We start from the raw sequence: 18,378 nt of genomic DNA, 5'->3' as shown, positions 1-18,378 counted from the left end.
CCTGTCTGTTGTCCCGCCACCTGTCGGCGGCCGGGCTAGAACGGGAGAAAACCCGTTTCCTGAAGGCCGGTTTCGGCCCTCAGGAAAGAGGTTCTCATACGTCTCGCGTTACGCAGCCTCCCTTCACGCCAAGGGAGTGGCGGACGGCGCGAGGCCGCCCGCCGGTATTCAACGCTTACTTCAGGTCGACCTTGGCGCCGGCTGCTTCCAGCTGGGCCTTGAACTTGTCCGCGTCGGCCTTGGAAACGCCTTCCTTGACCGGCTTCGGAGCCGCCTCGACCAGATCCTTGGCTTCCTTGAGGCCAAGACCGGTGATGGCGCGGACTTCCTTGATGACGTTGATCTTCTGGGCGCCGGCGTCGGTGAGGACGACGTCGAATTCGGTCTTTTCCTCGACCGGAGCAGCAGCGGCGGCAGCACCACCGGCAGCGGCAACCGCAACCGGAGCAGCAGCCGAAACGCCCCACTTTTCTTCCAGAAGCTTCGACAGCTCGGCCGCCTCGAGGACGGTCAGCTTCGAAAGGTCGTCTACGATCTTTGCGAGATCAGCCATTGTTGTATTCCTTCATAAGGTTCGAACGTGTGTTTGTGATAGCGAGGAACGGCCTCATGCCGCCTCGTCCTTCCGGGCGTAAGCGCCGATGACACGCGCGACCGAAGCCGCGGGCGCATTGACGATCTGGGCGATCCGGGTTGCCGGCGTGGCGATCATGCCAACCAGCCTGGCGCGCAGCTCGTCGAGCGACGGAAGTGTGGCGAGTGCCTTCACACCGTCGGCGTTGAGCGAGGTGGTGCCCATTGCGCCGCCGAGAATGATCAACTTGTCATTCCCCTTGGCGAAATCGGACGCGACCTTCGGCGCCGCAATCGGATCCTCCGAATAGGCGATCAGCGTCTGTCCCTTGAACAGGTCGATGATCGATGCGGAGTCCGTGCCCTGAAGAGCGATTTTGGCGAGACGGTTCTTCGCGACTTTGACGGTGCCACCGGCGGCGCGCATTTTCGACCGAAGGTCGTTCATTTGCGCGACGGTGATACCGGCGTAGTGGGCCACGACGACTGAACCAGCGCTTGTAAACGCATCATTCAGGCCCGTGACGAGTTCGCGTTTTTCCGCTCTGTCCACTGCCTATCTCCAGTTGACCCCAATCCTGTTAACGGGAACATTCCCATTCACGAGGACAGGCGTCGGGTTGCCTTTTGCCGGCCGGGCCATCCAGTAACGGATCTCCCGAACGACGCTCGAGGATCCTGCCCCCTTTCGCCACACCAACCGGCAAGCCGGGTGATGCGCAGACAAAAGGCAAACACGGTTCGAACCTTTCATTGGAGCACTTGCTCCGTTGTCGGGTCTTCACCCGTCTCATGCAGGCCCACATGAATTAAGGCCCCCCTTTTCAAACCAAGGCTCGGGCCGCCTGCAATCTCGGACAGGATGTCCGGAAGCCTCTCGACTTCCGGTACCGGGCCGCCAACAGGTCGGAGGCCCGGAATTCTTTTCGGATCAGCTCTTTAGCGGCCGATCAGGATAATTCGTATCAGGACGCTGCAAGCGTCGAGACGTCGAGCTTGAGGCCCGGGCCCATCGTCGAGGTGACCGACACCTTCTTGACGTAGTTGCCCTTGGCACCAGTCGGCTTGGCCTTGGTCACCGCATCGGCGAAGGCCCGCACATTCTCTTCCAGCGCCTTGACGTCGAACGAGACCTTGCCAACACCGGCCTGGACGATGCCGGCCTTCTCGACGCGGAACTCGACCGCACCACCCTTGGATGCCTTGACGGCGGCGGCGACATCGGTGGTCACCGTGCCGACCTTCGGGTTCGGCATCATGCCGCGCGGGCCGAGCACCTTACCGAGACGGCCGACCAGCGGCATCATGTCTGGCGTGGCGATGCAGCGATCGAAGTCGATCGTGCCCTTCTGGACGATCTCGACCAGATCCTCGGCGCCAACGACATCGGCGCCGGCGGCCTTGGCTTCCTCGGCCTTGTCGCCACGTGCGAACACGGCGACGCGGACAGAGCGGCCGGTGCCGTTCGGCAAATTGACCACGCCGCGGACCATCTGGTCGGCATGGCGCGGGTCGACGCCGAGGTTCATCGCGACTTCGATGGTCTCGTCGAACTTCACCGAAGACCGCTCCTTGAGCAGCTTCAGCGCTTCACCGAGCGCATAGGCCTTGTTGGGGTCGATGCCTTCGCGGGTCTTCGATACACGCTTTGCAATCTTTGCCATGATCTCAGCCCACCACTTCCAGGCCCATCGAACGGGCGGAGCCTTCGACCATGCGCATGGCGGCTTCGACGTCGTTCGCGTTAAGGTCCTTCATCTTCTGCTCGGCGATGGCGCGCACCTTGTCGCGGCCGATCGTGCCGGCCTTGACCTTGCCCGGCTCCTTCGAGCCCGACTTGAGGTTCGCGGCCTTCTTCAGGAAGTAGCTCACCGGCGGCGTCTTCATGACGAAGGTGAACGACTTGTCCTGGTAGTAGGTGATGACCACCGGAATCGGCGATCCCTTTTCCATTTCCTGGGTCTGCGCGTTGAACGCCTTGCAGAACTCCATGATGTTGATGCCGCGCTGACCAAGCGCCGGGCCGATCGGGGGCGACGGCGTAGCCGAGCCCGCGGCAACCTGGAGCTTGAGCTGGCCTGCAACTTTCTTAGCCATCTCTCTTCCTGCCTTTTCTCATGCCGGCCCCACTATCGGGGAAACACCGGCGGTTGCAGTCTGGTGGTGCGGTTCCCGCGGCCGGCTAAGCCGCGTTCGCCTCCCACCCGTTCATGGCCGCGCGAGATTCCGCGCCGCCTACCCTGCCGCCATCAGGCGCCAGGGAATTCGGATCAGCCCTTTTCGACCTGTCCGAATTCCAGATCGACGGGCACCGCACGCCCGAAGATCGAAACTTCCACCTTGAGCCGCGCCCGCTCCTCGTCCACTTCCTGGACGAAGCCGTTGAACGACGCGAACGGACCGTCCGACACGCGGATCGCCTCGCCGATCTCGAAAGTGACCGACGGCTTCGGCCGCTCGACGCCTTCCTGCACCTGGTTCAGGATGCGCTGCGCCTCGGTCTCGGTGATCGGCACCGGCTTGGAGTCACCAAGGAATCCGGTGACCTTCGGGGTGTTCTTGACCAGCGAAAACACCGCGTCGGTCAAATTGGCCTTCAACAGCACATAGCCCGGAAAGAACTTGCGCTCGGCATCGACCTTGCGGCCGCGGCGTATCTCGACGACTTTCTCGGTCGGCACCACGATCTGTTCGATATCCGCGGACAGGCCCTTCTGCTTGGCCTTGTTCTCGATGTCCTCGGCGACCTTTTTTTCAAAGTTCGAATAGGCGTGGACGATGTACCAGCGCGCAGTCATTTCACGACTTCTCCGTAATCGCCGGACTTAACGTCCAAGCCCCAGAATCCACTCGATCGCGTAGCCCATGGCCACGTCGGCGGTGAAGAAAAAGATCATCGCGATGACCGCGAACACCAGCACCATCACCGTCGAGATCATCGTTTCGCGCCGCGACGGCCAGGTCACCTTTGCGGTCTCCGCGCGAACCTGCTGGAGGAAGGTGAAAGGATTTGTGGTTTTCGAAGCCATATGCCGCTCTGTCTTCAAGACCCGTTGGCCGGGTCTCCTGGATGATCCCGCAGGCCGGGACATGCCGCCTGGGCTCATGTTGGCGCCGAATCAGCGCAACCATTTCGCCCATGCAAATCGGACGCGTAAAGCCGGCTTCCCAGCTCCACGCGTCGCGTGTCTGTTTCGTCTACATAAAACCGATTCTTGATCCACGCAAGTGGCAAGTGTCCGCTTTATGCCCAAACGCCGCATCGGAACCATCCAGTCGTTCCGTCCCGGCTATGAGCGCCTTATGCCCCAATCGCGCTAATATGGCAAGCCTGCCGCTGGTTTTCAAATGCGGAGGGCTCAAAGACCTCGAATCTGGCCATTTTGGGAAATGGCACGGGCAGCAGGGCTCGAACCTACGACCTGCGGTTTTGGAGACCGCCGCTCTACCAACTGAGCTATGCCCGTATCGCGGGCTGCTATTTCACAAAGCAGACGAGAACTCAAGTGCCGTTTTGAGGCGCGGCTATATCGGGCGACGATCGTCCCAGCACAAGGCTCAACGCCCAAGCGCAGATGAGGATTTCCAGCACGAAAGTCCAATGCAGGACAAAGCTGACGACCCAGTTGCCGTAGGTCGCCGGAACGGTCACGAGTTCGAAGGCATGACGATCGAACGGCATCAGCCACATGATTGGCGATGCCACCGTATCCAGCATCACGTGCAGCATGGCGCCGGCGAAAAAGACGGCGACGGACGCCAGGTGCGGCCAGCCCAGCAGCCTGATGACCGACAGGGCGACTATCCCGCTTGCCAACCAGAACAACGGCCAATGCGTGATGTAGGCGTGGTGGTGCGTGCGTCCGCCGTCGACAAGGTGGAAGTACAGCATATCGATGTCGGGGATGACGCTGCCGATCATCGCGGCGGTCATGAAGCAAGGCGTTTCGCGCCAGCTTTTTGGCGCGAAACGTCCCAGAATGTAGCCAGACGGCAGATGGGCAATCAGCATCGCAAAAAGGTTCCGACGGGTTGCGGACGCATGAATATCCCACCTGTTTGTGGCGTCATTTCCGCAGAAACTTGCAGGATTTCCGCAGCTTCCGGCGGCTCCGATCTCCCGTCGTTCCGCTCAGCCTCCGGCCGGCGGCTTGTACGGCCCGCCGGGCACGCCCCAGCCCCAGGCCGGCATAGGCTCTGTCTGCGGATCGCAGGTCTCGCCGAGGTTGGAATTCATCTTCGCCAGCCGCGACCCCCATTCGACATAGCCCATGAAAGCGGAGCGGAACTCGGGATCGTCCGGCAGGCCGACCTCGTCGGCGGCGTCGGCCAAAAGATTGATCCAGCGGCGGCGCTGCTCTTCGCTCAGATGCTTGCCGAGATGGTGCATCACCATCTCGCGATGACCACCATGCCTTTCGCTGTAGGTCTTCGGCCCGCCGAAAACCTCGCCGATGAAGGCCGCGACATGCGCGGGATGGTCCGGCGACATGTGCTTGAACACCGGGCCGATGACCGGGTCGCGCCCCACTTTGTCGTAGAAGGTCTGCGTCAGTCGGTTCAGCGCCTCCGCGCCGCCGGACCATTCGAACAATGTCGGGACGTCCTTGCTCATATCGATCCTCGCCTCTCGATCGCCGCGGACGATAGCGGAAACATCGAGCACGGCTCAACCTGCCTCGATGGCCAGTTCGGACGCCGTCGCGCTACAGACGGGCGGGCGCGTCGGCCTGGGCGTTGGGCGACGGCACCATGCGGCAGTTGTCAGGTTTCGGCGACGCTTTGCAGATCGTGGCGCCGGTCAGCGCGTCCACCGATTGCGGCCCGGTCGTCAGCCCGACCTTCAGCATCATGCCGGGTTCGAGCTGGCGCTCGACCGAGCGCCGCTCAATCGCTGTGAACAGGCCAGGACCGACGGCCATCTCCTCCAAATAAGTCTTGACCACCTGCTTCTGTCCCATCAGGTGCAGGCTAAGCCGCGCCTGGGGACCGACGAACCGTCTGGCACCGCCGGCAAGCATGAGCGCGCAAGCCGAATCGCACTCCGCGCCGGCATCGATGCTCAGCCCGGCATAGGCGCCGTCATCGGCCGGGCAGTCCGCCTTTGCCGGGTCACAGCCAACGAAATCGGTGCGGGCAACGGCGACGTCGAGCTTCTTTTCATGGATTAGTCGTCCAGCCGCCAGAGCGCTGAACAGGTCGCCTCCCCGTGAGCTGATCACCACAGGCAGCCGCCGGTTGCCAAGCGTGGCGAGCAACTGGCGCAGCTTCTGCGGGGTCTGAGGCGTAATCGCGCCTTCCGCCGAGATCCATTCCGGACAGTCGGGGTTGCAAAGCGGATTGCTGCCGCGAACCACGACAAAGCGCATATCCTGTTCACGCTGCGCGATCTCGGGTTGGGCCGGTGGAACCTCGGCAGGCTCGGACCCGGCCGTCGGGGCCTCGACCGTTGGGAGCGTCGGCGTCGCGGGTTTGTTCGCCGGTATCTCCCGGCAGTTCGCGGGCAGCGGATTCGCGCTGCATATGGTTCCGGCAGTGAACAGGTCGACGGAATCCAGGCTGGTGACGAGGTTCATCCGAAGCATATTCTCCGGAACCAGCTGGTGGATGCCGCTGGCGGGCGTGTTCTTCATCGTTGTGAGCACGCCCTGGCCGACGCCCATCTCCTTCAGATAGGCCGCCAGCCTCTTCTCGACCGCCTTGCTCATCTCGTAGGTCTTGTAGCTGCCGGCGCTCTTGCGGCTGACGACCTTGGTGCCGATGATCTTCTTCTTGCCCTTCACCACGCGATAGGTGGTCCGGTATTGCAATTTCGTCTTGACGTAGGTGGTCGTGATCTGGTGGACGCCGAGAAAGGCCCATTGCCCTACCACACGGCGGACCCCGCCGGAAAACATCAGCGGACAGGCGGAATTGCAAATGGAGCCGTCGGCATAGGCGGTGCCAAAATAGCGGGCGCCCCTGCCGTCATTTTCGGTGCAGTCCTTCTCATCCGGCAGGCAGCCCTTGAACCGGGTCTTGCCGACGGCGATATCGAGCTTGTTCTTGCGGATCAGCCGGCCAAGCGCCAGCGCCGCATCGACATTCCCGCCGGGAGAATCGACGACAACAGGCAGCTTGCGGCCGCCAAGTTTCTTGAGCGCGCGCCTGAGCAGCGCCGGCGTGCCGGCTTCGATCGTGCCTTCCGCCGAGATCCATTCGGGACAGGTCGGCTCGCAACCCGGCGCATTGCTGCGCACGACGACAAACCGCATCGGCGGGCCAAGATCGGATTCTCTCGCATCAGCCGCTAACGCGGCATGCCCCATGACAAACAGAGACACCAGGCAAACCAGCCCTAGCGACCACCACGCCTGATTGTTCAAACGATGCCCTGGAACCACTTGCCGGCAAGCTCCCCAATGCAACCTATACTAGTTGCGGCAGCGGCGCTTGCAACAGCTTTGAAACGACGTGCAGCCCCTGTTCGGCCGGCTGTGGGCTGGAACCAAAAAGGGCGGCCCGAGGGACCGCCCTTCCTTCTCGATCCGGCGGGTGCCGGCGTCGATTACTCTTTGATGGTGACGACGATGCCGGCACCGACGGTGCGGCCGCCTTCACGGATGGCGAAGCGCAGCTTCTCTTCCATGGCGATCGGCACGATCAGCTCGACATCGACCGTGATGTTGTCGCCGGGCATCACCATCTCGGTGCCTTCCGGCAGCGACACGATGCCGGTCACGTCGGTGGTGCGGAAGTAGAACTGCGGGCGGTAGTTGGTGAAGAACGGCGTGTGACGGCCACCTTCGTCCTTGGTCAGGATGTAGGCTTCGGCCACGAACTTCTTGTGCGGCTTCACCGTGCCGGGCTTGGCCAGGACCTGGCCGCGCTCGACGCCTTCACGGTCAACGCCGCGCAGCAGCGCGCCGATGTTGTCGCCGGCCTGGCCCTGGTCGAGCAGCTTGCGGAACATCTCGACGCCCGTGCAGGTCGTCTTGGTGGTCGGACGGATGCCGACGATTTCCAGTTCCTCGCCGACCTTGACCACGCCGCGCTCGACGCGGCCGGTGACGACCGTGCCGCGACCCGAGATCGAGAACACGTCTTCGATCGGCATCAGGAACGGCTTGTCCAGCGGACGAACCGGCGTCGGGATGTAGGCGTCGACCTGAGCCATCAGCTCGCGGATCGCGTCCTCGCCGATCTTCTTGTCGGAATCTTCCAGAGCCGCCAGCGCCGAACCCTTGACGATCGGAATGTCGTCGCCGGGGAATTCGTTCTTGGTCAAAAGTTCGCGAACCTCGAGCTCGACCAGTTCGAGCAGCTCGGCGTCGTCGACCTGGTCGACCTTGTTCAAAAACACCACGATCGAGGGCACGCCGACCTGGCGGGCCAAGAGGATGTGCTCGCGGGTCTGCGGCATCGGGCCGTCGGCGGCCGACACGACCAGGATCGCGCCGTCCATCTGCGCGGCACCGGTGATCATGTTCTTCACATAGTCGGCGTGGCCGGGGCAGTCGACGTGAGCGTAGTGGCGGTTGGCCGTCTCGTATTCGACATGCGCCGTCGAGATGGTGATGCCGCGGGCCTTTTCTTCCGGCGCCGCATCGATCTGGTCATAGCGCTTGTATTCGCCAAAATACTTCGTGATCGCCGCCGTCAGCGACGTCTTGCCATGATCGACGTGGCCGATCGTGCCGATGTTCACATGAGGCTTAGTGCGCTCGAATTTACCTTTTGCCATAGTCTCTTTCCTTGGACGGCCTGGACCTTCAGTTCAGTCGAATGCGGGGCGATTAGCGACTACGGCTGCAAAACACAAGTGCCTTGTGGCTGAGCGCTCTCTCAGTCGGTCCGAACCTGCGATCCGATTTTCGGGGGATGTGGCGTGGATATAGGAACGCCAGCCAGGAAATGAAATAGGCGAGAGCCCCGGCTCGTCAGAGGCGCAATCCCCTACCCTTGCCGGATTTACAGCGCCGGCCTGGCCCATTGCCGCCGCCGCAGCGGTCTGATTTGTTCGCGCCATGCAGTTCATTCCCACAAACATCCGCGGCCCGTTGTTCATGGTCGTTTCGACCGGGTTCTACCTGGTCAACGACACGATGATGAAGCTCGCGACCTCAGGGCTGCCGTCCTACGAGGTGCTGTTTCTGCGCGGCGTCGCCGCTAGCCTGTGGGGGATGCCGTTGTTGCTGCTGCTCGGCTATGGCAAACAGGTGCCGCTGATCCTCGACAAAAGGGTTCTGCGCAGAAACCTGCTCGAACTGGCGGCGATCCTTTGCTACGTGGTGGCGCTGGCCAACATGCAAATCGCCGATGCCACCGCGCTCGGGCAGATCACGCCGCTGCTGATGCTGGTCGGCTCCTCGATCCTGTTCGGCGAACGGATCGGCGGCGCACGCATGGCGCTGATCGGACTCGGCTTCATCGGCGCGCTGATGGTGGCGCAGCCGACGATGCAAGGGATATCGGTCTATGCCTTGCTGGCGCTCGGCAATGCGGCGCTGTCGGCCGCACGCGATCTCGCCGGCCGCAAGGTCGGGGCAAACGTTCCGGGGATGATCGTCGCCATGTCAGCGGTCCTGGTGGTGCTGGTCGGCGCCGGCGCCGCGCATCTGGTTTCCGAGCCATGGGTGATGCCCGAGGCCCGTCACCTGGCGCTGATCGCAGGCGCCGGTTTCTTCCTGATCTTCGGCCATTTCTTCATCTTCATGGCCTATCGCGTCGGGCCGACGAGCGCGGTCGCGCCATTCTACTATTGCTTCACCGTCTGGGCGGTCATCTCCGGCCTGCTGGTGTTCGGGCAGTTCCCCAATGCACTTGCCGTCTGCGGCATCCTGCTGGTGGTGGCAAGCGGTCTCGCCATCGTGTCGCTCGACGAGCGCAAGCGCCGGCTGACCGTCGTCGCCTGATCTCTAGACCAAGCCGCGTTCGACCAGCGGCCGCTTGGACATGAAGTGCAGGAGGTTGCGCGGCGTTCTGGGGAAAATGAGCCGACCGTCGCGCCAGGCTGCCGGATCGCCGTAGACATGCAGCGTCGAGGGTTCGCCGGCATCGCCCTCGGGAATGCCTCCCCATCTGCCTGGGTCGTAATAGTCAACCAGAAAGCCGTAGTCGTAGCGGCAGAACCGCATTGCCTTGGCCAGCGCCTCGGGCGACATGTCCGATGGCCCGAATTTCGTTGCCGCCGCCTGCACCCGTCCGCCGAGCGCAGAAAAAAACGCGCCGACCTCGTCCATGCGCTCGAACCTGAAGACCCGCTCGAACTGAAACAGGTTGCTGCCGGTGAAATGGCGCACCGACGCGACGTGGAACCGGACCTCCCACGAACACGCACAATATTTCTCGATGTTGAGGATGAACGTATCGAGATCCGGATCGACGGGGATGCCGAAGCCTTCGAGCTTGTCCTTATCAGCCGATGGCCTGGTCATCACCCGGGCGTCGCGGATCCGGCTGGAATAGGCCGAGAGAAGCCGCTCCGTGCGCGTCGCGAAGCGGGTGGAAGGGATCGACATGATTTGTCGGCAGATGGCTGTGGACTTCGTTGTCAGGGTCGGGAAAATCGATGTCCTTCCCGCCAAGTGCAATCAACGCATATTTGACGCTGCTGCTGCCGCTTTTCGGGATCGGATAGTAGGTGACCGCAAGCTCTTTCGATTCAATCGCCATTGCCCCTGCATCTGTTTGCACCCAGCGCGCCCGACCCGAGGCCTGCAGTGACGCCGCCAGTCACCGCGGCGTCGCGCAGCCTCTACACGTGAGGGCTGGACCTGCCAACCGCAGGGCGGGGTGCTTTTCAGGCAGTCGCTAGAAGAGCTGTGGCCGGTTTTGTTGACGATCTTGCGCCGATGAAGCCGGCGACGACATACGGCGCGCAGCGCCTCGGTGATCATGATCTTGGTGGAATCTGGAGCGGGTAGCGGGAATCGAACCCGCATATTCAGCTTGGAAGGCTGCTGCTCTACCACTGAGCTATACCCGCATCGTCTCAAGGCTTACGGGCTGGCAGTGGTGGAGAGGGTTGGATTCGAACCAACGTAGGCTAAGCCAACGGATTTACAGTCCGTCCCCTTTAACCACTCGGGCACCTCTCCAGCCTGCCGTCGAAGCCTTGCAACGAGGCATTCTCGCCGATCAGGTCGAAACCTTAGTCTTGTCCGAAATCAGCGAAGCGCCTTATGGCGGCAAGGCCTTTGGGTGTCAACCGCAACCTCTCGGCAAAATGCGCTGAATTTGACACCCCGCCCGGCAAGCCGGCTTTCTCCCAGTATCCACGGCCCGACGACACGGCTATAGAAGCCGGCCATGAGCAACGACACCAAGCCCAAGACCCCGAAAGACACCCATTACGCCAAGCTGCGTCGCGCCCACCGCGACGAGAAGGCCGGTGGCGCGCCGGCGTTCCGGCCGCGCCAGCCAGTGCCGCCCGGCGAGAACGCGGCCGACGGGCTGGTCAGGCTTTACGGCTTGCACACGGTGCGGGCGGCCCTCGACAATCCGCGCCGGCGGATCCGGAAAATGCTGGTGACGCGCAACGCCGCCGAGCGGCTGGCGATCGTCGATCTCGCCGCTTTGCCCTTCAAGGCCGAACTGGTCGAACCGAAGGAGATCGACAGGATCACCGGTTCGGACGCCGTGCATCAGGGCGTACTGATCGAGGCCGAGCCGTTGAAGCCGAAGCGCCTCGACGCGCTCGGCGACACAAAACTGGTCCTGGTGCTCGACCAGGTCACCGACCCGCACAATGTCGGCGCCATCCTGCGCTCGGCGGTCGCCTTCGGCGCCGGCGCGCTGATCACCACGGCCCGCCACAGCCCGCAGGAATCCGGTGTGCTGGCGAAATCGGCCTCCGGCGCGCTGGAACATATCGACCAGATCGAAGTGAAGAACCTCGCCGACGCGCTGGGACAACTGCACGAGGCCGGATTCCAGACCATCGGCCTCGATTCCGACGGACCGGCCGAACTCGAAACCAGTTTCGCCGGCGAAAAGATCGCACTGGTGCTCGGCGCTGAGGGCAAGGGCCTGCGCCAGAAGACGCGCGAGACGGTGACGACGCTGGCCCGCCTCGACTTGCCCGGTGCGATCAGATCGCTCAACGTGTCGAATGCCGCTGCGGTGAGCCTTTATGCGGCGAGGAAGTTCCTAGCAAGCAGTGAGTAGTAAGTAGTGAAAAATAGCGACTACTCACTACTGACCATTCACTACTGACCATTCACTACTCACTAACCTCATGCCCCGCCATCCGCTCCAGTGCACGAACCAGCGCCGAGTGGTCCTCTTTCGCCCCGCCATTGGCCGCGCAGGAATTAAACAGCTGCTGCGTGGTCGAGGTGTTGGGTAGAGAGACACCGAGGGCCTTGGCGCCTTCCAGCGCCAGGTTCAGATCCTTCTGGTGCAGTTCGATCCGAAAACCCGGCGCGAAGGTGCGCTTGACCATGCGCTCGCCATGGACTTCGAGAATGCGCGAGGCCGCCAGCCCGCCCATCAGCGCCTGCCTGACCTTGGCCGGGTCGGCGCCGGCTTTTGATGCAAAAACAAGCGCTTCGGCGACGGCTTCAATGGTCAGCGCGACGACAATCTGGTTGGCGACCTTGGTCGTCTGGCCGACGCCATTCGGTCCGACCAAAGTGATGTTCTTGCCCATCTTTTCGAATACCGGCTTGGCGCGTTCGAACGCCTTGTCCTCGCCGCCAACCATGATGGTCAGCGATGCCGCCTTGGCACCGACCTCACCGCCCGAAACCGGCGCGTCGAGATAGTCGCAGCCGAGATCGTTGATCTTCTTGGCGAACTCTTTGGTCTCGATGGGCGAGATCGAGCTCATGTCGATGACCAGCTTGCCCTTGGTGAGGCCGGACGCGACACCGTTCTCGCCGAACAGCACGTCAGCCACTTGCGGCGTGTCGGGAACCATCAGGATGACGATGTCGGCCGCTTTCGCCACGGCGTCATGGCCGCTGACGGTTTTCAAGCCTTTGCCGATCAGGACTGCCGGCGGTTTGGAACGATGGTCGCTGGCGATGACTTTGTAGCCGGCATCCAGCAGATGCCCCGCCATCGGTGCGCCCATGATGCCGAGGCCGATGAAGCCGATGGTTTCCATTGTTGTTCTCCTGAAAGTCTTGTTCGAACTGGTCGAAAGTTCGCGCTGCCCCTCATCCGCCTGCCGGCACCTTCTCCCCGTATAGAGACGGGGAGAAGGAAAGCACTCCAACGCCGGCGCCCCCCTCTCCCCGTCTCTATACGGGGTAAAGGGTAAGGGTGAGGGGCAGCGCAAACGTTGAGCCAATTCCCGCCCGCTACGCCGCCGCGCTCCCCTGCCCGGCAAACGCCCTGAACCACCCCAGCCCAGCCTCCGTCGCCGCCTTCGGCTCGTATTCGGCGCCGATCCAGCCGGCATAGCCGATGCGGTCGATATGCTCGTAGAGGAAGGGATAGTTGATCTCGCCCGTCCCCGGCTCGTGACGGCCGGGATTGTCCGCAAGCTGGATATGCGCGATGCGGCTAAGGTTTGCCTCGATGGTACGGGCGATATCCCCCTCCATGATCTGCATGTGATAGATGTCGTACTGCAGGAACAGGTTCTTCGAGCCGATGCGGTCGATCAGCGCCAGCGCCTGCTCCGAGTAGTTGAGGAAGAAACCCGGAATGTCGCGGGTGTTGATCGGCTCGATCAGCAGCCGGATGCCGGCCTGCTCCAGCTTCTCGGCCGCGAAGGCCAGGTTCTCGGCGAAGACGTTCTCCAGCACGGAGCGATCCGCACCTTGCGGCGCGATGCCGGCGAGGCAGTTGATCTGCTCGCAGCCAAGCGCATGGGCATAGCTGATCGCCTTGGCGACGCCCTGGCGGAATTCCGGCACGCGGTCCGGCAGCACGGCGATGCCGCGCTCGCCCTTGCCCCAGTCGCCGGCCGGCAGATTGAACAGCACCTGTGTCAGGCCATTCTTCTTCAGCCGCGCCGCGACCACCTCAGGCGCATGGTCATAGGGGCCGATATATTCGACGCCCTTAAACCCGGCGCGGGCCGCCGCATCGAAGCGATCGAGGAACTCATGCTCGCCAAAGAGCATCGACAGATTGGCTGAAAAACGCGGCATTCTTTTTCTCCTTGTTCCCGCCCGGGCCTAATCAAGCATCACGATGGCCGTCGGCGCATCCTCATGGCTTTCGGCAAGCTCCTCGAATTCGGTGATCTTGTCGATTTCCGTGCCCATGGAAATGTTGGTGACGCGCTCGAGGATGAATTCAAGCACGACCGGAACCTGGTGCTCCTTCATCAGCCGCTGCGCCTGCTTGAAGGCGCCGGCGAACTCCTCGGGCTTGCGCACCCTGACCGCCTTGCAGCCCATGGCCTCGGCGACGGCGACATGGTCGACGCCGTAGCCGGCTTCGGGATCGTTGGCGCGGTTGACGTTCTCGAAGGCGAGGCTGACCTCGAAATCCATCGAAAAGCCGCGCTGCGCCTGGCGGATCAGGCCGAGATAGGCATTGTTCACCACGACATGGATGTAGGGCAGCTTGTGCTGCGCGCCGACCGCCAGTTCCTCGATCATGAACTGGAAGTCGTAGTCGCCGGACAGAGCCACGATGGTGCGGTCGGGATCGGCGGCGCGCACGCCGAGCGCCGCCGGCAGCGTCCAGCCGAGCGGTCCGGCCTGGCCGCAATTGATCCAGTTGCGCGGCTTGTAGACATGCAGGAACTGCGCGCCGGCGATCTGCGACAGGCCGATCGTGGTGACATAGGTGGTGTCGCGCCCAAAAGCCTTGTTCATCTCCTCGTAGACGCGCTGCGGCTTCAGCGGCACCTGCTCGAAATGCGTCTTGCGCTTCATCGTCTTCTTGCGCTGCTGGCATTCCTTCGCCCAGCCCGACCAGTCGCGCAGCTTCCCCGCCGTCCGCCACTCGGTGGCGACGTCGAGCAAGATCTTCAGCGCGGCACCCGCGTCCGAGACCACGCCGAGGTCCGGCGCGAAGACGCGGCCTATTTGCGTAGGCTCGATGTCGACATGAATGAATTTCTTGCCCTTGGTGTAGACATCGACCGAACCGGTGTGGCGGTTGGCCCAACGGTTGCCGATGCCGAAGACGAAGTCGGCCGCCAGCATCGTCGCGTTGCCGTAGCGGTGCGACGTCTGCAGCCCGCACATGCCGGCCATTAGCCGATGGTCGTCGGGGATCGCGCCCCAGCCCATCAGCGTCGGAATGACCGGCACGCCGGTGATCTCGGCGAATTCGATCAACAGATCGGAGGCATCGGCATTGATGATGCCGCCCCCGGCGACGATCAGCGGCTTTTCGGCCGCGTTGAGCATCGCCAGTGCCTTCTCGGCCTGGGCGCGCGTCATCGCCGGCTTGAACGGGACAAGCGGCTCGTAGGCGTCGATGTCGAACTCGATCTCGGCCAGTTGCACATCGACCGGCAGGTCGATCAGCACCGGGCCTGGCCGCGACGAGCGCATCAGATGAAACGCCTTCTGCAGCGCCATCGGCACCAGATAGGGCTCCATGACCGTGACCGCCCATTTGGCAACAGGTGCTGCGATCGCGGCGATGTCGACCGCCTGGAAATCCTCCTTGTTCAGCCTGGCACGCGGCGCCTGGCCGGTGATGCACAGGATCGGGATGGAGTCCGCCGCCGCCGAGTAAAGCCCGGTGATCATGTCGGTGCCGGCCGGGCCGGACGTGCCGATGCAAAGGCCGATGTTGCCGGCCTTGGTCCGTGTATAGCCTTCGGCCATGTGCGAGGCGGCCTCGACATGGCGCGCCAGGATATGGCGGACGGTGCCCCTCGCCTTCAACGCCGAATAGAACGGGTTGATCGCCGCGCCCGGCACGCCGAAGGCCGTAGTGATGCCTTCCTTTTCGAGAACGAGAACCGCTGCGTCGACAGCGCGCATCCTGGCCATGTCCAGCCTCCGCAAATGTGTTGATGGCCAAGAATGGCAGCGTTCTCGCCATTTTTCAATTTTTTCAGAATATTTTTTCATTTCTAGAAAGCGGCGACTAAAGACTGATTTTATTGGGTTTTCCGTTTTCCACAATTCAACCCCGCAAACGAGTGAAAAACTTTTTCATTGCTTGTTTGGCGAAATCGCCAAGAATGGCGCCATGGAAACAACCGAAAAGCGCCAGCGCGGCCGTCCCCGCGCCTTCAACGGCCCCTCCGAGGCCGCTTCGGTGCAGTCGCTGGACCGGGCGCTGCGCATCCTGGCCATCGTTGCCGAAGGCAGCGGCCTGTCGCTGAGCGAGATCGCCGCGCAGAGCGCCCTCGCCGCGTCGACCGCCTACCGCATGCTGACGACGCTGCAAAACCACGGCATGGTCGAGTTCGAGAGCACCGACCAGCTGTGGTCGATCGGCGTCGAAACCTATCGCATGGGCGCGGCGTTTCTGCGCCGCCGCAAGCTGGTCGACCGCGCCCGCATCGTAATGCAGGAATTGATGGAAAAGACCGGCGAGACCGCCAATCTCGGCGTCGCCGAGGACGATTGCGTCGTCTTCGTCAGCCAGGTCGAGACGCATCAGGCGATCCGCGCCTTCTTCCGACCGGGCACGCGCAGCTCCTTCCATGCCTCGGGAATCGGCAAGGCGGTGCTGGCGCATCTGGAGCCCGAACGCGTCGGCGCCATCCTGCGCAAGGCGGGGCTGGAGCGTTTTACTGAAAACACGCTCTCCGATATCTCCGCGCTGGCCCACGACCTTGTCAGGATCAAGCTGCGCGGCTGGTCGGTCGATGACGAGGAACGGCATCCCGGCATGCGCTGCGTCGCCGCTGCCATCTTCAACGAGTTCGGCGAGCCGATCGGCGGCGTTTCGGTGTCGGGGCCGACGGTGCGGGTGACGCAGGAGCGGCTGGCCGAGATCGGGCCGTTGGTGCGCGAGGCCGCGACGGAAATCACCAGGATGATCGGCGGCCTGTCGAACCCCTCTTCACAAGGCCGCGCCGATGCATCGGGATCACTCTTCGACATCACCGCCGCGCGCTCGCCTTGACACGCGGCCGGCGACGGCCAAGTCTGCGCCAACCTTCCAAGACCGACAGTCCCCGCCTGAACAGAATGAGCCTCCAGTCCGTCAAAGCCTTTTTCGCCGAACATGCGCCCGACATCGAGGTGATCGAAACGCCGACAAGCTCGGCGACCGTGACGCTCGCGGCCGCGGCGCATGGCGTCGAGCCGGGGCAAATCGCCAAGACCATCTGCATGCGTATCGGCGACCGGGTCCTGCTGGTCGTCGCCCGTGGCGACGCGCGCATCGACAACCGCAAGTCGCGCGATGCCTTCGGCGGCAAGCCGCGCATGCTCGATGCCGAACAGGTGGCTGATATCACCGGCCACCCGGTCGGTGGCGTCTGCCCCTTCGGCCTCGCCTCGCCGCTGCCGGTCTATTGCGACGTATCGCTGCGCGCCTTCGAAGAGGTCGTGCCGGCGGCCGGCGCAACCAATGCTGCGGTGAGAATAGGCGTCGAGCGCATGGCCGGACTGGTCGGCGCCGAATGGTGCGACATCTGCCAGGACAGCTTGAACACAGCAGCGGCTCGCTAACCTCCTGGCAGAGCGCTCTTGCCTGCGACCTCGAAGACATCGAGCAGGATCGCCAGCCCGACGCCGCTTGCGGTGAAGATGAGACCCGCAATGAAGATGCGGTTGGCGCGCTCGTAGATGCGCCTTTGCAGCGACTGGACATCGAGCAGGATGGACAGCGCCCGCATTTGCAATGCGATGCCAATCAGGATCGGCACGACGGCGAGCAGATGGTAGGTTTGCCAGGGGATCGGGTTGGCCGCCCAATGGGTGATGAAGCCCAGCGAAAACGCCAGCAGAATGCCGACGGTGGTGACCGTGCCGTTGCGAAAAACCGGCTCGATCAGGTCTTCCTTCGGATCCTGTTCGTCCAAGGGTCCCTCCTCTCCGTTGGCCGTGGAGGAGAGATTAAACGTTCGGAAAATCGCTGTACACCGCCGAGCGCGGGCGACGGCCGACTAGCGAAGTCGTACACAATCGCTTCAGGTCTGCGCTGCCCCTCATCTGCCTGCCGGCACCTTCTCCCCGTGAACGGGGAGAAGGGCGCGATCATCGATGGTTTCGCCAATCTCCAGCGTTGCAAGAAGAGCGCCGAGTCTGCGGCCAGCCCCTTCTCCCCGTCACTATACGGGGAGAAGATGCCGGCAGGCAGATGAGGGGCGGCGCCGACATTGGCAGTCGACCAATTCAACAAGAGCCGAACCCCGCAGGCAGCAGAAAAAGGGGCCACGGAGGAGCCCCTTCTTCCATTTGCCTGAAGCGGTTCACCTCCTCTCAGAGCCGGCAGTAGTGGCGATAGCCGTCATAGCCGACATAGGTGTCGGAGTACGGGTCGTAGCTGGCATAGCGGGCGAGGCAGCGACGGACGTGCCGCGACTCGCCATAGTCCTCGACATAGACCGGGCGCGGCTGCTGGGAGAGAAGGCTGCCAAGGACAAACCCGCCGACGCCGGCGGCAATGCCGATGCCGATTTCGCGGTGGTGATGATGGCCGTGGGCGGCCGAGGGCTGGATGGTGCCGGCCAGCGTGGCGGCGGCGACGGTGGTGGCGATCAGGCCGGAAACGAGTGTGCGCTTGAACATGACGATCTCCTGGTTTGTTGGAGAGGCGATCCATCCGCCTCTTGATCGTCAGTCGCAGCGAGCAGGAAAAAGGTTCGACAAATCTTTGATTTTTCTCGCCAAGGGGCTGAGGCGTTCTTTTGGGCAGTCGTTGGGCCGCGCTGTCGGTCTGCCGGCGGCGCAGGTGCCAGCGATGCAGTGAGGCACCGCGCAGACAAGGCTGCGGTTACTA

The 18,378-nt window shown here is 62.9% G+C and carries 22 protein-coding genes and 3 tRNA genes; 5 read left to right on the top strand and 20 right to left on the bottom strand.

The window, feature by feature from the left end; all coding sequences use genetic code 11:
- Positions 1–175: 175 nt before the first annotated feature.
- The 11 genes from rplL to tuf form a co-directional block, all read right to left on the bottom strand.
- The gene (rplL, locus tag ACFX5Q_RS15790; protein WP_006202136.1) at positions 176–553 is read right to left on the bottom strand and encodes a 50S ribosomal protein L7/L12; all 378 of its coding nucleotides are present in this window, start codon (positions 551–553) and stop codon (positions 176–178) included.
- Positions 554–607: 54 nt separating this feature from the next.
- Entirely contained in the window at positions 608–1,126 is a 519-nt protein-coding gene (rplJ, locus tag ACFX5Q_RS15785) for a 50S ribosomal protein L10 (protein ID WP_192179913.1), read from the bottom strand.
- Positions 1,127–1,538: 412 nt separating this feature from the next.
- The gene (rplA, locus tag ACFX5Q_RS15780; protein ID WP_006202139.1) at positions 1,539–2,237 is read right to left on the bottom strand and encodes a 50S ribosomal protein L1; all 699 of its coding nucleotides are present in this window, start codon (positions 2,235–2,237) and stop codon (positions 1,539–1,541) included.
- A gap of 4 nt (positions 2,238–2,241) precedes the next feature.
- The gene (gene rplK / locus ACFX5Q_RS15775) at positions 2,242–2,670 is read right to left on the bottom strand and encodes a 50S ribosomal protein L11 (RefSeq protein ID WP_006202140.1); all 429 of its coding nucleotides are present in this window, start codon (positions 2,668–2,670) and stop codon (positions 2,242–2,244) included.
- A 173-nt stretch (positions 2,671–2,843) separates the two neighbouring features.
- A complete protein-coding gene (gene nusG / locus ACFX5Q_RS15770; protein WP_006202141.1) occupies positions 2,844–3,371 on the bottom strand; it encodes a transcription termination/antitermination protein NusG in 528 nt (175 codons plus the stop codon).
- Positions 3,372–3,398: 27 nt separating this feature from the next.
- Positions 3,399–3,602, bottom strand: coding sequence for a preprotein translocase subunit SecE (gene secE / locus ACFX5Q_RS15765; protein WP_006202142.1), 204 nt, complete (start codon positions 3,600–3,602; stop codon positions 3,399–3,401).
- Between the two features lie 362 nt (positions 3,603–3,964).
- A tRNA-Trp gene (locus ACFX5Q_RS15760) sits at positions 3,965–4,040 on the bottom strand.
- Positions 4,041–4,075: 35 nt separating this feature from the next.
- Positions 4,076–4,585 carry a metal-dependent hydrolase gene (locus tag ACFX5Q_RS15755; protein ID WP_404279361.1) on the bottom strand — a complete coding sequence of 170 codons (510 nt, stop codon included), beginning with the start codon at positions 4,583–4,585 and terminating at the stop codon, positions 4,076–4,078.
- Between the two features lie 120 nt (positions 4,586–4,705).
- On the bottom strand, positions 4,706–5,188 hold the full coding sequence (locus ACFX5Q_RS15750; protein ID WP_404279359.1) for a group II truncated hemoglobin: 483 nt from the start codon (positions 5,186–5,188) through the stop codon (positions 4,706–4,708).
- A 91-nt stretch (positions 5,189–5,279) separates the two neighbouring features.
- A complete protein-coding gene (locus tag ACFX5Q_RS15745) occupies positions 5,280–6,956 on the bottom strand; it encodes a hypothetical protein (RefSeq protein WP_404279357.1) in 1,677 nt (558 codons plus the stop codon).
- Between the two features lie 164 nt (positions 6,957–7,120).
- Complete coding sequence (tuf, locus tag ACFX5Q_RS15740; RefSeq protein WP_120015218.1) at positions 7,121–8,296, bottom strand: elongation factor Tu; 1,176 nt, start codon at positions 8,294–8,296, stop codon at positions 7,121–7,123.
- A 283-nt stretch (positions 8,297–8,579) separates the two neighbouring features.
- On the opposite strand from tuf, the gene ACFX5Q_RS15735 reads away from it, so the two are divergent.
- On the top strand, positions 8,580–9,467 hold the full coding sequence (locus tag ACFX5Q_RS15735; protein ID WP_404279355.1) for a DMT family transporter: 888 nt from the start codon (positions 8,580–8,582) through the stop codon (positions 9,465–9,467).
- A 3-nt stretch (positions 9,468–9,470) separates the two neighbouring features.
- Here the strand turns inward: ACFX5Q_RS15735 and ACFX5Q_RS15730 are convergent, their stop codons facing one another.
- The 4 genes from ACFX5Q_RS15730 to ACFX5Q_RS15715 all read right to left on the bottom strand — a co-directional run bounded on the left by ACFX5Q_RS15730 (position 9,471) and on the right by ACFX5Q_RS15715 (position 10,652).
- Positions 9,471–9,989, bottom strand: a complete 519-nt coding sequence (locus tag ACFX5Q_RS15730; RefSeq protein WP_404279353.1) for a hypothetical protein — start codon at positions 9,987–9,989, stop codon at positions 9,471–9,473.
- Positions 9,970–10,227, bottom strand: coding sequence for a hypothetical protein (locus tag ACFX5Q_RS15725; RefSeq protein ID WP_404279351.1), 258 nt, complete (start codon positions 10,225–10,227; stop codon positions 9,970–9,972). The genes ACFX5Q_RS15730 and ACFX5Q_RS15725 overlap by 20 nt, the downstream gene beginning before the upstream one ends.
- A 239-nt stretch (positions 10,228–10,466) precedes the next feature.
- A tRNA-Gly gene (locus tag ACFX5Q_RS15720) sits at positions 10,467–10,540 on the bottom strand.
- A 27-nt stretch (positions 10,541–10,567) separates the two neighbouring features.
- A tRNA-Tyr gene (locus ACFX5Q_RS15715) sits at positions 10,568–10,652 on the bottom strand.
- A gap of 211 nt (positions 10,653–10,863) precedes the next feature.
- Here ACFX5Q_RS15715 and ACFX5Q_RS15710 point away from each other — a divergent pair.
- A complete protein-coding gene (locus tag ACFX5Q_RS15710) occupies positions 10,864–11,721 on the top strand; it encodes a TrmH family RNA methyltransferase (protein WP_404279349.1) in 858 nt (285 codons plus the stop codon).
- 55 nt (positions 11,722–11,776) lie between these two features.
- Here ACFX5Q_RS15710 and ACFX5Q_RS15705 read toward each other — a convergent pair whose 3' ends face one another.
- From ACFX5Q_RS15705 to gcl, 3 genes are read right to left on the bottom strand one after another with little or no spacing between them, the layout of a single operon-like run.
- The gene (locus tag ACFX5Q_RS15705; RefSeq protein WP_404279347.1) at positions 11,777–12,961 is read right to left on the bottom strand and encodes a 2-hydroxy-3-oxopropionate reductase; all 1,185 of its coding nucleotides are present in this window, start codon (positions 12,959–12,961) and stop codon (positions 11,777–11,779) included.
- Positions 12,861–13,658, bottom strand: coding sequence for a 2-oxo-tetronate isomerase (gene otnI, locus ACFX5Q_RS15700; RefSeq protein WP_404279345.1), 798 nt, complete (start codon positions 13,656–13,658; stop codon positions 12,861–12,863). Before otnI ends, ACFX5Q_RS15705 begins: the two co-directional genes overlap by 101 nt.
- A gap of 27 nt (positions 13,659–13,685) precedes the next feature.
- Positions 13,686–15,467 (bottom strand): glyoxylate carboligase, encoded by a 1,782-nt coding sequence (gene gcl, locus ACFX5Q_RS15695; RefSeq protein ID WP_404279343.1) that lies wholly within the window; start codon positions 15,465–15,467, stop codon positions 13,686–13,688.
- A 202-nt stretch (positions 15,468–15,669) separates the two neighbouring features.
- Here gcl and bhcR point away from each other — a divergent pair, with 202 nt between their 5' ends.
- Entirely contained in the window at positions 15,670–16,554 is an 885-nt protein-coding gene (gene bhcR / locus ACFX5Q_RS15690) for an HTH-type transcriptional regulator BhcR (protein WP_404279341.1), read from the top strand.
- A gap of 65 nt (positions 16,555–16,619) precedes the next feature.
- Positions 16,620–17,105 carry a YbaK/EbsC family protein gene (locus tag ACFX5Q_RS15685; protein WP_404279339.1) on the top strand — a complete coding sequence of 162 codons (486 nt, stop codon included), beginning with the start codon at positions 16,620–16,622 and terminating at the stop codon, positions 17,103–17,105.
- Here ACFX5Q_RS15685 and ACFX5Q_RS15680 read toward each other — a convergent pair.
- Together ACFX5Q_RS15680 and ACFX5Q_RS15675 are read right to left on the bottom strand one after the other, a co-directional pair.
- On the bottom strand, positions 17,102–17,458 hold the full coding sequence (locus ACFX5Q_RS15680; protein ID WP_404279337.1) for a hypothetical protein: 357 nt from the start codon (positions 17,456–17,458) through the stop codon (positions 17,102–17,104). The genes ACFX5Q_RS15685 and ACFX5Q_RS15680 overlap by 4 nt on opposite strands.
- Before the next feature lie 400 nt (positions 17,459–17,858).
- Positions 17,859–18,167 (bottom strand): BA14K family protein, encoded by a 309-nt coding sequence (locus ACFX5Q_RS15675; protein ID WP_404279335.1) that lies wholly within the window; start codon positions 18,165–18,167, stop codon positions 17,859–17,861.
- On the opposite strand from ACFX5Q_RS15675, the gene ACFX5Q_RS15670 reads away from it, so the two are divergent.
- Positions 18,160–18,348, top strand: coding sequence for a hypothetical protein (locus tag ACFX5Q_RS15670; RefSeq protein ID WP_404279334.1), 189 nt, complete (start codon positions 18,160–18,162; stop codon positions 18,346–18,348). The genes ACFX5Q_RS15675 and ACFX5Q_RS15670 overlap by 8 nt on opposite strands.
- Positions 18,349–18,378: the final 30 nt, after the last annotated feature.

Origin of the sequence: Mesorhizobium sp. IMUNJ 23033 (genome assembly GCF_044778005.1) — a bacterium.
GTDB classification, from domain to species: Bacteria; Pseudomonadota; Alphaproteobacteria; order Rhizobiales; family Rhizobiaceae; genus Mesorhizobium; species Mesorhizobium amorphae_A.
This window is presented reverse-complemented; position numbering and strand designations above follow the sequence as displayed.